Raw genomic sequence first — 14,668 nt, forward strand, 5'->3', positions numbered from 1 at the left:
TGTTTAACCCAGCGGGAGAGTAAATTTAAGAATCTCTCTGAAGTGCAGAAATATGTTCAGGATACAAATTTCAGGCAATAAAAAACCACCCGGAGGTGGTTTACACGACACTGCTTATCATTGATTTTATTCTTGATTTCCCGTGGTGCCCGGGGCGGGACTTGAACCCGCACAGCGCGAATGACCTGCCCCCAGGATTAGATACAACCTTCAGTTAGTAATGTCGGTTGGTTTTTCTTCATATTTCCCGTTTCGCCAGTCCGCTGCAAATTCAGCCGGAGTCTGGTAGTTCAGCGATGAATGTGGACGACACTCGTTATAATCCTGCCGCCAGTCATTAATCTTTTTCCTGGCGTGAACGATATCGCTGAACCAGTGCTCATTGAGACACTCATCCCTGAATCGTCCGTTAAAACTTTCAATAAATCCGTTCTGTGTTGGCTTGCCCGGTTGGATAAGCCGCAGCTCCACCCCATGCTCATAAGCCCACTGGTCAAGTGCTCTGCAGGTAAACTCCGGCCCCTGGTCCGTTCTTATCGTCGCCGGATAGCCGCGAAACAGTGCAATGCTGTCCAGAATTCGCGTGACCTGCACACCTGAAATCCCGAATGCGGCGGTAATTGTCAGACACTCCTTCGTGAAGTCGTCCACGCAGGTCAGGCACTTGATCCTGCGACCGGTGGCCAGCGCGTCCATGACAAAATCCATCGACCAGGTCAGGTTGGGCGCCTCCGGGCGGAGCAGCGGCAGACGTTCTGTTGCCAGCCCTTTACGACGTCGTCTGCGTTTTACGCCCAGCCCGTTAAGGTGGTAAAGGCGGTACACGCGCTTGTGATTAACATGAAGGCCTTCACGGCGCAGTAACTGCCAGATGCGTCGGTAGCCAAAACGCCTGCGCTCCAGTGCCAGCTCAGTGATGCGCCCTGATAAATGCGCATCAGCCGCCGGACGCTGAGCCTCATAGCTGCAGGTCGACAGGGACAAACCTGTAAGCCTGCAGGCACGACGTTGCGACAGACCGGTCGCATTACACATAAATTCAACGGCTTCCCGCTTCTGGTCTGTCGTCAGTACTTTCGCCCCAGAGCCACCTGAAGTGCCTCCTTATCCAGCATGGCTTCGGCAAGCAGCTTCTTGAGTCTGGCGTTCTCTTCCTCAAGCGACTTCAGGCGCTTAACCTCGGGCACCTCCATACCGCCATACTTCTTACGCCAGGTGTAAAAGGTGGCGTCGGAAATGGCGTGCTTACGGCAAAGCTCACGGGCAGAAACCCCGGCTTCGGCCTCTCGGAGAATACTGATGATCTGTTCTTCGGAAAAACGCTTCTTCATGGGGATGTCCTCATGTGGCTTATGAAGACATTACTAACATCGCGGTGTATTAATCAACGGGGAGCAGGTCACGAACGCCGAGGGATTTTAAATTCTACGCAGGATCAATGTGTTACATAGCAACTCATTACAACACTATGCGGAGATTGACTATCCATCTTTGCAGTAGTTAGCAAAAAATAGTTAGTCATGGATAGCTTTGAGCACAGAAACGTCACAGATATGAGTTCGTGCCTAAAGTATTATCAATTTGCTGAATGCAACGCTAACAGTGAGTGGCCAAGTGTGTAAACCCAACATAGCGCACAGCTGACATGCAGCTGCCAGCAGCGTATCAACTAGCATTTGTCCACTCTGAATGCGCATAGTTATACGCAAATTACTTAAACGGGCTGTGACGTTAAAAGAGCTATCATCCCCAGTCAGGTGCCATGCTGAATGAAAAACAGGGTGGTCATGCCCACCAGAATGAGTGTATTCACCAGCGTGAATCCAGTGGCCAGCTTGCCCCAACGGCGGTTTGTCTGTAGCTCTGCACGTTGTTTATCCTCTAAGGTGAATATTTGTTGATGCAGGGATTTATTCTGTTCCGCGAGCGACTCCAGCATCACGTTTTGCGCCTGCATCTCGGCAAGAGTAGCGGAGAACAGTTTTTCCTGAAGAGCTACCTGCTGATGGCTTAACGCCACTTGCTGTACCGTAAGGGACGTCAATGTTACGTTTTGCTCCTGAAGTCTAGCGCTCTGTTGGGGCAATTGTTCATGGATGCGTTGTAGTTGTTCGACCTGTTCTTGATGATGCTTACTATTCTGTTGCTGGAACATGTCATGCAGAGCGGTAGTGTCCGCCTTGTTCTGCGCCAGACGGTTCAATAAAGTCAGAAAATGTCTTTGAGCTTCATCTTTGGCATCGTTCAGTTCGCGTGTCTGCTCACCGAGCGTATCGGATATCGTCTCAAGCGGTCCGGTCAGTTTTTTAAATTCAGCGACGAGTTTTCGGTCGAGATTAAAGAGTTTGTCATTACTGTCGTCAATACTCTTCTTTTGCCCGACTAGCTCGCGTCGCAAATGCTCCAAAAACAGATCCTGCACCAGTTGGTCCAGTAACTGTTCATCGTTGGCCGTTTCCGCTACAACAAGGTTTTTATTCAATTTTACTGCTCTCCTCGGCTAAGGATTTTACGTAGTCAAAATCGTTGTTCAACGCTTTATACATCAGCAACCAGCCGAGGCGCTCGCTGCGGCTGATGTCTGGGTTTTTAACGTTGACCTCGATTTCATGCGCCCGGGTATTTTTCGCCGAAAGAATGACATTCAGAAAGTTTTTACTCTCGTGAAGCCGCTGGGAATAACGAGTTAACGACTCGTTGAACTCCTGCTTAATCCGGACGATCCGCAGATGTGTGAGCTCTTTTTTTTTCAATAACTGAGCAACGATACGCTCCAGTCGCCGTGTTGTGCGCTCATTTTTGACAATGTTTTTATTCAGGGCACATTCTTCGGTATCGAACTTAAACTTGATGCGTTTGTGGAAAAGATCCGTTAAGACGTTGGCGTCTTTGAGGCACGCCCCTTTGATCTCATCCTGATCTTCCCTGCGAGTTTTCTCGCGAAAATAGGTTTCAAACCAGTAGCCATTCAGTCTGGTTATGACCCGCTCTAGATAGGCCATCTCCGGCACCCTTTCAGGAGGAAGCTGGAAAGCTTCCAGCAGGTCATTCCAGCATTGGGTATAGGTTTCACCACATTCACGAATCTTCGACTTAAGTAAATCTAGAGATGGAGATTTGCATGTCGTTAATTGCGCGATTAGCTGAGGTACGTTCGAATGCTCACCAAAATCTTTACGCGATGCATCATCACGTTTTTGTAATAACGCTTGCTGCTTCTCTAGTAATTTCTGGTGTTTATCTCTATTACAGCTCACACGTTCCTGGTACATGTCAACATGCTCTTCCAACCGTAAGAGCTGTTTTCGCAGCAACGTTTTTTCTGTTTCGTAATGCCCCTTTTCGACGGCCATTTGCTGTTCAATGATATGCGGCAACGCGTAGCCCGTGCGCAAGCGTGAAAGCGGGTTCGACGCCTGGTGCAGAGAGTCGAGTAACTCTTGCAACACGTCTCGCCGCAAATCTCGGCACTGGCAGGCGAACTCGTCATCTCCGGCATTGATTGCCAGCCAAGTGTGGCCGCACTCTACGGGGTAGATCAGTTCACTGATACTTTCAGGCAAGCCCAGCTCCATGGTATTGATTTGTTCAAGCAAGAACGTCCGCATTGCCTTTTTATCAAACCGTTTCTGCTTGATAAGACGCTGAAGTGTTGCATCAGAATAAGCCCGGGTCAGGACAATCTTGTAGCGGTGGCGTTGCCAGTGCCAGTCCTTCAGCAGGTCATTGTCCAACTCTTCTGGTTTTAGGAAGGCCAACGCATCTGCCTTGCCGGTCAGCAGCACCACATCGGCAGAGGCAAGATAACGGCTGGCAAGCATGTTGACATAGTACTGCTCATTGGCGTTGGTTGAATGAGTGCCTGGTAAATCACGGATCAACAGCTGAGCACTGCTCTGTTGCTGCAAATCAAAAAAGCGTCGGGGCAGGAATACATCCACGCTATCGAATTCTCGCACACCCTGCTCAACCTCCTGGCGAAAACCGGCAAAAATGGCCTTCGCCTCCTCGTCGTTAAACCAGGCTGTACCGTTTTCGCGGTGACTAAAGTACCAGAAGTCGTTTTTCGACATACGATAGCGATAAGTGCGCGCTGTGGACATCGTGCCCAGATCCTGCTCGCCACGTAGCAAAATATTTAGTTCGGTGAAGCAGTCATCACGAATGCCCAGCAAGGTCAAGATCAGTGAGGTTTTACCAACCTGAGCCGGACCGTAAAGGATCACTGAAATCTGCCTGCTGGCATTGTCCGTCGCCTGGATTAGTCGTTGCTCGTCAAATTTCTTTAGAAAGGCGACAAAACTCTCTTCTGCCCACAAGTAACGTTCCCGGCTAAGATCAACCCAAGATTTTTCGGAAGTGAGTTTCATACAGTTTTGCTTCCTTTTGTGCCGCAGTTAGCTTGTTAATCGCGAGTATCAACGCACTTCGATTTGCCAGGGCATCCGTTTCGCCAAAAATCTGCTTCAGGTTATACGCAATATGCTCTCTCAGTTCGGCAATCATCTCCTGATAGTTGCCGATCACTGTTTGTTCGTTATGGAATGCCAGTTCCTCCATCGCACGACGAATGTAATAGATCTGCGCTTTATCACTGTCGCGAATCACGCCCGTTATTTGGTAAATACCATATGCCACACTGGCTACCAACGCCGCTTTACCTACTAACGCCAGCGGAGTCAATCCCCCTTCGTTATTTGGTGCGCTCTTACCATCCACCGTTCCATCTGCAGCATCAGCCCCCAAAAACGCCATCATAGCTGTTTTAATTGGATGGTACTGTTCACTGCTGGAAAAGAGAGCATCAAATATTTGCTTAGGTTGGATCTCTTCTGCCAGTTGGGTAGTACAAGCAGGATCGAGCTGCATTGCAAGCCTGGAACGTGCATTTTCCAGCATTAAGGCAGGCAAAATATCCAGAGCTGCGGTGAGTTTTTTAGGCAGAGGAACTTGATGCTCTTTGCTCGGTTTTTTGAGCAGTGTATACAGTCCCGTCATCAGCTCAGGATCTGTCATCGAGTACTCCGTCTGCTTATCCTGAACCAGATATCCCATTCTCCCGGGTGCTGTTGCCGGTAGTAACTGCTGATTTTCAACAGTAGGCAAGAGCCCCTGAGCACGAAGCACCCGTGTATTTGTAGATGTCAGTGCCTTGAAGTTATGCTCGTGGATGCTGACGTTTTCGTATTGTTTATTCCAAGCATCAAGAATGCGTCGACTGCGCTCGTCATCCACTTCTACGCCACGCAACGACAGACGCCGCGCAAAAATTTTGAGATTGTTTTGAAAACCAACCTCTTCGCTTTTATAGTTTTCTTCACAATGCAGAAGTGCATCAGTAAAGTGCTGACGGGTCTGCTTTTTTATCGCTGCGCGTAATTTTTGCTCATGGTTAGCGGCTGATTCATCAAAGGCCTCAAGGATCTCTTCTACCATGGATTCATGATGCTGCTGTTTATCCGCCAATATTCTCAAATCATTAATAATTTCGGATACATCTTCGCGAATAAGCCCCATAAAATTATCCAAAGCAATTGCTTCAGACGCCGCGCTGCTAGTGAGCTTATTGGTCACCGTCTGGCGCAATGCATCAATCCAAATATCGCTATTGCCGGAGCCTGTCGCTACGATATCCTCTTTTTTCATTCCAACATTTGGGAATACACGTTCAGCAGCACTGGTCTTGAGCTGTTCGATCTCCTGTAAACCGAGCATCTCAGTTTTGCTGATGACCACCACAGGGCCTCGGTCACTGAAGTTATCTCGCAAATCTTGCAACACACCAGATTTGCTGTCGTTCGCTAACAACGAGGCATCGGTAACGAACATGACGCCACGGGCGTTAACCAACACGTGGCGCATCATATCCTGCCAGAGATAGTTTTTGCTGGTGGTCAACTCATAGCCCGGCAACAGCGCCCAGGTCACCTGTTCATCAATGAACGAGCTTTTCTTGCTGATCAGCAGTTTGGGGTAGAGCAGTTTAAAGCCTGCTTTTTCATAGCGACGAACACTGTTCCAGTCACGAAGGAGGTTTTGAAGTTGCTCCCCGCCCTCGCCTTTTTGCTGCTGAATTTCGCCAGTTTTAAGGTTGAGACATTGATAGACTACCTGCGGAAAGTAGGCGGGGTCACCATCCACCTGTTCGATAAAAAGCGGCACCTGCTCGCCACGACCCGGATTGGCGTCTAACCATTCATCATTAATACCGAGGATCGTTTTCGCCAAGGTTGTTTTACCAGCCCCTTGCATACCGGCGATAGCATAAATTGCTTCTTTCTGCAAAAGTGTCGTCAGCTCCACCTGACGCAAAACATCGGTAATGTGATCGACATTTTCTGCTGCTTCACCATGCTTAATGGAGAGTTCCAGTGCAGTAAGTAATCCAGTACGTAGATTCTTCAAAGTATTGATGTTAATTGACATGTTAAGTCCTTTTTGATCGTCGGTACGCAGTGTCGCAACATGCTTCCGTTTTCATTCAATATACTTAAGGCAGCGTTCTCAATGGTCGGATCATCCATTCAATGCCAAATGCAGGCTTTCGTGATTATATGCGCCATGAACCTGCCATACATCTATGCACGTCACTTTAGGCCATCATTTTTCCATGAATTTCAATGAACTTGCTCCATCGCGGACGCAGATACTCAATATTAATGTGTGTCTGCATACGCGTTGCTATGATAGTGCTCCCATGCCACTCTAAGAGGTCTTCATCCATCGAGCAGACCTGAGGACTGAAGTAAACTTTCATATTGTGAGGATCAATCGCACAATGGTTGTGGTCAAATAAGGTGTGGATATCCCTACGTAATAGAAGACCGTTCGTAACGTCTGGAATACCTTCTTCGTGTCGCGGCATTATGTGAGCCGCCTCAGTCCTCCAACGCGATTGGACTCCGGTAACGACACAGCGGTCAAAACAATTCTTTCTGACATCTTGTGAAAAGGGTGACTGGTCGGGACTGTAAGTTGTATTGCATTCCTGCCCTTCTTTATACACGCGAGTAGGAAAAATAACTGTGTTGCTCATACCTGGAGAGATTGAGACATACGCGGTCCCTCTACCACTGATCTTTCCACCATTAAAAACTTTTGAAATGGATTTTGTCATGCCCACCAACCTGGGATTACTCATTTCGACGATTTGTCCGCCGCTTCTTTCTGACCGATGGAGTCGAACAAAATGGCCAGTGTAGACATCATGATAACTATCGGGTCGCTCAACGCGCAAAACAACATAGTCAAACGTTCTTGTATCTGCGATGTCCCAATCGCCAGTTTTGACTCGCTTGGCTTTACCTAACCCGACTGTCAGATCAGGTAACAAGGTTCCCTTCTTACCTGCAGTACGAATTGATAAAATTTCTCCTGGCAAGCCCAAGTCTGAAAGCTCATGGATTACTGGGAGGTATTTCCGGGCTACCGGTTTTCTTTTCGTCAAATTCATCAGAGTTACACCAAGCCAAGTCAGTTTCAATTGAACACATTACAAAGTTACGAGTTTGACTGAAAATCTTCAATTATCTTCTGATTATAATCATCCAGATACTTTTGCAGTTCATCTCTGTCGATCAGTCGTACCATGGCTGATTCAGCTAGTTCTTTTGCTGAACGAGTAAAATAGGAATTAGTCACAACCATTGCCTCATCACAACCATAGAACGTTTTAGCAGAGATCACCTGCTGCACCGCTGAGTTACCTACAGAACCAGAATAATTTTTCGCCTGAATAACCATATCCTTACCAAATCGAGTGACGAAGAGATCTGCACCCTGATCTTGTGTTCTCTTGGTTTCTTTAACGTCATATCCCATAGTCTGGAACACTTCCACAAGGAAATCTTCAAACTGGAAACCGTTCATTGCGTCAACTAAGTACATGGTGACGAATTTGTTAGGGTTAAAATGTTCGAGCCGTGTAGCTAATCTATCCACCAGAATATCAAAATAAATACTTTCACACACAGCCAAGTATTTTTTAACTTCATCGAATGAAACTAAAGGTACACCCGGCGTGGCAACGGCTTTTTCATTAAATTCTACGGATGGGAACACTATTTTGTTGCTCCACAGATAAAATAGAAATAACGAAAGGTCCGCCCGAAAAGTAGTACCCGCTTCCTCAATCCATGACTTCAAGGATTCAGTAAGTGTAGATTTAATATGCCGTTTAACTTCCTTAGCGAAACCATAATAAAGAGCGTTAAATGACGTGGTAAGGAGTAATTTATCTAATAGTTCAGGTAATTCCTCAAGCTCATTGAACCCTTTTCTGACCAACACCTCTCGGAAAAGTTGTAATTCAGAGTATGTACCATTATCTGTTGAAAAATCTGCTTCCGATTTATTATTATGAGAGAATCTGGAAGTGTAAATGAAGTTAGTAAAATATGGATCTTTTAAACTGGAGTATTTTTCGAGAACATTTTCAAGCAATTGATTAAGCTGAGTTTGTTCTTTCTTTTTTCCAAATAGATCTTTCAGTACGCCTTTTGATTGATACTGAAACTCCGGATAAAACGACGGATTCAGAGGTGTCATTCGTTGTATTTCTGGTGTTAGCACGGTCGATGGTGATGAACCCCATGCAGACGTTTTTACAGGAGAAACTCCTCTACACCATGGACAATTAACCTCAAAAGTCGTTCTACTGCAAGTATCACACTGATAAATCATGACAACCCTCCATACCATTACAGATTAATAAACATTATAACTTTGCTATAAATTATCAGCCCAAATATTCTCACAAATTATTTTATACAAAGACTGTCGTTCATCGACATCTTGTTTTTTAAATGAATCATGTGGTTTGAAAGGCAATCCGAATACATTTCTCAACTGATTGAAATTAGGGTTATTCATATATGCCAATGGGCATAACGATTTAGCCAGGAGATTCTCTTTGATGTAATGAGGTTGCTTTTGATCGTAACACAAATCACCATATGACTGGTTTGAGCCTCTAGGTAATAAAACCAAATCACCTAAGCGATTTCTGTAATTGTTAAATTCGTGCTCTTGTTCAAACTCATCAGAGTAACGTTCATATTTATCGGCCCAAATATGCTCGACTTCAAATGGCTTACCGTGTTCTGGCTGATAATATGTAATGAAGGTTGTACTCATTCCGGCTTGCTGCTCAACCCACGCAGTTATACGAGAAAGCAAAAACTTCACAAAACGATAGTTTTGACCATGGAGACGAAACTCTTCCATTCCTGCAAAAGTATCTGGCATTTCGGATAACTTCTTAGATAACAAATCTTTTAATTCTTCAATACTTTTACCACGAATTTCTTTAACAAGACTGTACATTGTGTAACGAATAGAACTGGCAGAGAATTTTCGGAAATTAACAGAACGACGAACAACAAATGTTTCAATATAGCGCGCCACCAGGTTTATTTTGGCTATCACAGCCTCAGGACTGTCACCTACATTTAATGGAGCCAACATCAAAGGGAAACTTAAAGTAGGTGCAATACCCCAATGGTGGATATAAAATACATATTCCAGTTGGTGCGTTAATGCTCTCTCAGCCTTCAGTATTTGTGTATAGGCATTCAAATAAAACAAAAAGTTTTTTTGTATAAATCGTTCGAATGTCTCACCATTATCTGGGTCCAATCCCACCGCCTGAAGATTATCTCTAACCCAGCTATGAAAACGCGTACCTATTTTTTCAAAGTCTTCATTTTTTGAACCAGCTTTACCCGGGCGTATTGTATCAGCATATTGAGCTCGCAACCATGACTGGAAAAAACGTTGGTCTTCATCTTTGTCATAGTTTTTTAAATCCATCATCGCTTTTTTCCAGAGTTCATTTGCCTTTTGGCGTTTATCTCCCTGATGAAAACGTGAAAGTAAAAAACCTTTAAGCATTTCGGACGGAGTAAGATTCAATCCTCGGTCATTCATAGTCTCAAAGATGGTATATGCGTTTTCATCTGAATAGGCAACTATCTCAACCATAATAACGTTATACTTAAGCCAGTCGATAAAAAAAGGAAAAGCCTGACCTTTTAACTCATCAGGAAAAGCATCTGTGATATTCTGATATCTCTCCACCATGTTATGGGTTGACTCATCATCCCCATCAACTAAACTATAGCTACCAAAATTAAACAATGCTTCCATGCAAGGAATTCTGTCTTCAACTACTATATTGAATGATTTGCTGCCACGTAGCTCGGAGAAAATCATTGATTCTATTTTCTCTTCATATTTAAGTTCTTTCTGAAGGTTATGGAGGTAAATTAGAAATAAAGTTAATGAAGTCAGTCGTTGCTGACCATCAATAATACTCCGTTTCCCATCTTTACTACTCACAACAAATGGTCCTAAGTAATAATTATTGTAGTTTTCACCCTGCTCCCGAGAATCACCGACGGTGTATTCATTGAGAAACGCAGATGTTAAGTCTGTAACCAACTCTTCAATATGTTTCTCACCCCAGCTATACTCGCGCTGAAAGTAATCAACGGTATATTTTTGCGCATTTAGAACATCAAACAAATTACGATGGCGTGCTTCAATTTTATTATCTAACTTACTCATTATTATACTCCCTGCATTAACGAGACTGACCAAACCCTTAAGAACTCATATTGATAAGTTACATATCAGCCAACAACATCCCAGCCATCCCATCCAGTCGCTTCTTGACCTTTTCCCACCCCGGCATAACCTGCCCCATCAAGCGGTAAAACTCCTCACTATGGTTGTGCTCAGCAACATGACATAACTCATGTAGCAAGACATAATCGATACATTCTGAGGATGCCTTAACCAGCCATGGATTCAGGGTCAGACAACCTTTCGCAGAACAGTTTCCCCATTGCGTTTGCATCGCTCGCAAACGTATCGGCGGACGCTCACTAACCCAAAGGGTCTGCGGTATTAGTGAATCAAGCCTGCGTTGAAAGACATCTCTGGCACGTTCCCGATACCATTCGGTCAGCAACGCTTTTACTTTTTCTGCCGATTTGTGTCTGACAGTAACTTCCAGACGCCCACGCAACATTTTCACTCGTTGCGGAACAGTAGCGTCTTCTGTCACTTTCAACTGATACTGCTTACCAAGATAGTAATGGCTTTCTCCACTGACATACTGACGCGGGACAATGTGTGTCTGTTGCTCCCTGAAATCACGCAGTTGCTGATATATCCAGCGCCCTCGTTTTTTCAGCGCAGACAGCACTTCGTGCTCCGGTGTTCCTGGCGGTACAGAGGCAATAACCCGGCAGTCCGGATGCACCTTGATGAGCACCCTGCCCTTAACGACCTGACGCGGAACACACTGTACGACGATGACCTCATCACAATAAACAATGCGTAACGCTTTCATTGCTGGCGATTCTTGTTCACTCATGATTTCATCAAACCAACGCGCAGGATCTGGATAATGGTTTCCACGATACGGTTAACCTGATTCATTCCGGCACCAATTTCCCGGCAGGCCGTAAACAGCAGTGGTAACAAACTTGTCTTAACGGCCTTCTCAATATCCTGAGGGTTCAGGGAATTTTCTGCCACTGCTTTGACGATAATGCTGTCCACCTCAAAGGCCAGCTTCGTCCACTTCTCCTGCACCTGAACGTCGTTTACCGCAAAAACCTCCGGTAGCTCTTTTTTAAAAACACCGTAATACGCCTGAGCATGCTTGTTTACCGCCAGTGCATCCGGGATATCGCTGAGCTTACGGGCTTCAACCTGTTCTTCAAATTCACGGAATAAGAGGTACTGTTTCAGTGGATGGTCGAACAGTTTTTCAGCCTCTTCGATAGCCATACGCAGGAGTTTTGAAAAGGCCTCCTGAGCATACGGGTCATCACGCAGCTCCTGCTCAATCATCTTCGTCACGCGGGTTTTAATGATGTCGGTTTCATTGCGGGTTTTGTTGCTGTCCCACTCTTCGGGCTTTTCACTTTTCCCCATTTTACCGACTTCATATACGCCATCCGGTTCACGAACCTCAACGCCGGTGACATGCTTATCCAGTAGTTTTTTCACCTGCTCAGCGTAGTCGTCATAATTGACCTGCTCTCCGCTGACCTGCATCGCCCACTGGCGCAGGCTGGACATCTGTTTTACGGTTTCTTTATAGAGATTTCGGTCTTGTTCCGTAAAGCTCTTGTCGGTGAAGAAGGTGGCGGACTGCAGTGCCACTTTCAGGCATCCGGCAAAGGCCGTTAACGCCTCGAAAAAATCATCACGGGTTTTCTGATGGATATCGACCATCTCTCCGTCACGTTCTTCCATTTTAGGCACCAGTACCGCACGCAACTGCTCAGGATCATTTTTGTTTTTGACACCAGCAAATATGGCCCACAGCTGGTTATACAGATGCGGCAGCCGCTTGTATTCAGAACTCATGGCGCTGTACAGCCCGTCAATATCCTTGATGTCATATCCTCCCTGAGTTCGGGAGGCGAGATCCTGATATTTACCGATCGTCGTGTCCAGTTCAGCCAAAATGCCGCGATAATCAATCAGCAGGCCAAACTTTTTCAGTGGGTGCAGCCGGTTCACCCGGGCAATCGCCTGGATAAGATTATGGGACTTAAGCGGCTTGTCGATATACAGCACGGTATTTTTCGGTTCATCAAACCCGGTGAGCAGTTTGTCAACGACGATCAACAATTTTAGCTTATCATCGGTATCGAAACGGCTAATGATATTGCGGGTATAAACGGACTCATCCTGTGTGCCAACGTTATCCTTCCACCATTTTGTCACTTCCGGCAGTTTGCTTTCATCCACCTCGGTATTACCTTCCCGGGTATCCGGCGGGCTGATCACCACCGCTGATTCAAATAACCCGGCTTCATCAAGATACTTTTTATACTTAATGGCGGAGATTTTGCTGTCGCAGGCAAGCTGGCCTTTCAGCCCCTCATCAATATTCTTCGAGAAGTGTGTGGCGATATCGAGTGCGATTAGCCGGATGCGGTCATCTGCACTGTAAACCTCACCTTTACGGGCGTATTTACGCTTAAGGTCGGCTCTTTGCGCTTCGCTTAATCCATCGGTAATACGGTCAAACCAGGCATCTATTGCCCGGTCGTTTACCTCAAGATCTGGAATACGTTCCTCATAAAGCAGAGGCGTCACGGCCTGATCTTCTACCGCCCGCTGCATGGTATAAGCGTGGACAATCGGCCCGAATTTATTGGTAGTCTTATCTTCTTTCAGCAACGGCGTACCGGTAAATGCCACAAAGGCGGCATTCGGCAGGGCCAGTTTCATTCGTACATGGTTCTCACCACCCTGGCTACGGTGACCTTCATCAATCAGAACGATGATGTCGGGGCTGGTATTGACGCATTCGGAGAGTTTTGTCGCTGAGTTAAATTTCTGGATAAGGGTGAAGATAATGCGTTCTTTACCGGAACCAATCTGCTGTGCCAGTTTCTGGCCAGAGGTTGCCATTGCTTTGGCCTTATCATCCTTCCCGGCCAGTTCTCCACCAGAAGCGAAAGTACCGCTGAGCTGCCCTTCAAGATCGACACGGTCCGTCACCACCACAATGCGACACTGCTTCAGGCTGTCATGAAGAATCAGCGCCTTACTGAGGAACACCATGGTGTACGATTTACCGGACCCCGTGGTATGCCAGATCACACCACCTTCCCTGCCCCCGTCCGGTCTGCGGGTGCTGATGCGTTCCAATAGCCTTTTAATCCCGAACACCTGCTGATAACGGGCGACAATTTTCCCGGTCTTTTTATCAAACAGGGTGAAGAAACGGGTCATCTCCAGCAGACGTTCCGGCGAAAGCAGGCTGATAAGCAGCTTATCCTGCCCGCTGACAGCAAGTTCACCCGCAGCGATTAACTGTTGGTACCAGTCGAGATCGGCAGACGGACGATGATCAAATAACGCATGAATTTGTTCAGTCGATAAAGGATGGTTGCGCAGAGCATACATCTGCGCATCGGTAATATCTTCTTCACGCCATGCTGCCCAGAATTTCATTGGCGTATGGCAGGTACCGTAGCGCCCGTCATGCCCGTTAATCGACAGTAATACCTGACTGTAGGCAAACAGTTGTGGGATTTCATCGTTGAGCTGGTTACGGATGCTCTGTGATATCCCCTCGTCAATGGTTGGCCCTTTCTTACCGTGACCTGCCGGGCTTTTCGCTTCAATGACTGCCAATGGGATACCATTCACAAAACAGACAATATCCGGTCTGCGGGTTTCAACACCGCCTGAGCGCAATACCGTAAATTCTTCAGTGAAGTGGAACTGGTTATTTTCCGGATGTTCCCAGTCAATCAGCGCAATGGTGGGGTTCACCTTTTTGCCATCGACAAACTCGGTAACGGCGATACCGTAGAGCAGATGGTTGTACATCCGCTCATTGGCTTTCAGCAGCCCTTCATTCAGCGCCGGAGAACAGACCTGCGATATCAGGTTATCCAGCGCCTTTTCCGATAACTGGCAGGTTTTGCCACCCGCCATAAAGGAACGCTTCGACAGCTCTTCACGCAGAACCGGACGCAGCACTACCTCATCCTGTTTATAGCCCCGGTAATCCATAATCTGTTTCGGGGATAAAAACGTCCAGCCGAGGCTGGTCAGTAAAGTTAGCGCAGGAATTTTGGCGCTGTATTCTTCCTGGAATTTTGGCGTGTACGTCGGGTTCATGAGCGTT

Annotated in this window: 9 protein-coding genes; all 9 read right to left on the reverse strand. The window is 46.4% G+C overall.

Translation table 11 applies throughout. From position 1 onward, the window contains the following. Positions 1–210 precede the first annotated feature (210 nt). Positions 211–1,331, reverse strand: a protein-coding gene (locus FHW74_RS02590; protein WP_183169014.1) for an IS3 family transposase whose coding sequence is annotated in 2 segments (ribosomal slippage) — positions 211–1,073 and positions 1,073–1,331 — 1,122 coding nt in all. Because the reading frame shifts where the segments join, the coding sequence is not laid out codon by codon here. A gap of 422 nt (positions 1,332–1,753) precedes the next feature. Beyond that, on the reverse strand, positions 1,754–2,482 hold the full coding sequence (locus FHW74_RS02595; RefSeq protein WP_183169015.1) for a hypothetical protein: 729 nt from the start codon (positions 2,480–2,482) through the stop codon (positions 1,754–1,756). Then, positions 2,475–4,370: a hypothetical protein gene (locus FHW74_RS02600; protein ID WP_183169016.1), complete on the reverse strand. Its 1,896-nt coding sequence runs from the start codon at positions 4,368–4,370 to the stop codon at positions 2,475–2,477. The genes FHW74_RS02595 and FHW74_RS02600 overlap by 8 nt, the downstream gene beginning before the upstream one ends. Further along, entirely contained in the window at positions 4,339–6,426 is a 2,088-nt protein-coding gene (locus FHW74_RS02605) for a hypothetical protein (RefSeq protein ID WP_183169017.1), read from the reverse strand. Before FHW74_RS02605 ends, FHW74_RS02600 begins: the two co-directional genes overlap by 32 nt. A gap of 166 nt (positions 6,427–6,592) precedes the next feature. Further along, on the reverse strand, positions 6,593–7,483 hold the full coding sequence (locus FHW74_RS02610; protein WP_255459842.1) for an HNH endonuclease signature motif containing protein: 891 nt from the start codon (positions 7,481–7,483) through the stop codon (positions 6,593–6,595). Positions 7,484–7,500: 17 nt separating this feature from the next. After that, positions 7,501–8,682: a restriction endonuclease gene (locus tag FHW74_RS02615; protein WP_183169018.1), complete on the reverse strand. Its 1,182-nt coding sequence runs from the start codon at positions 8,680–8,682 to the stop codon at positions 7,501–7,503. A gap of 45 nt (positions 8,683–8,727) precedes the next feature. After that, positions 8,728–10,566 carry a DUF262 domain-containing protein gene (locus FHW74_RS02620; protein ID WP_183169019.1) on the reverse strand — a complete coding sequence of 613 codons (1,839 nt, stop codon included), beginning with the start codon at positions 10,564–10,566 and terminating at the stop codon, positions 8,728–8,730. Positions 10,567–10,624: 58 nt separating this feature from the next. After that, positions 10,625–11,380: a M48 family metallopeptidase gene (locus FHW74_RS02625; protein ID WP_183169020.1), complete on the reverse strand. Its 756-nt coding sequence runs from the start codon at positions 11,378–11,380 to the stop codon at positions 10,625–10,627. Then, complete coding sequence (locus tag FHW74_RS02630) at positions 11,377–14,661, reverse strand: type I restriction endonuclease subunit R (protein ID WP_183169021.1); 3,285 nt, start codon at positions 14,659–14,661, stop codon at positions 11,377–11,379. The genes FHW74_RS02625 and FHW74_RS02630 overlap by 4 nt, the downstream gene beginning before the upstream one ends. Positions 14,662–14,668: the final 7 nt, after the last annotated feature.

Origin of the sequence: Atlantibacter sp. RC6, from assembly GCF_014193285.1 — a bacterium.
Taxonomy (GTDB): domain Bacteria; phylum Pseudomonadota; class Gammaproteobacteria; order Enterobacterales; family Enterobacteriaceae; genus Atlantibacter.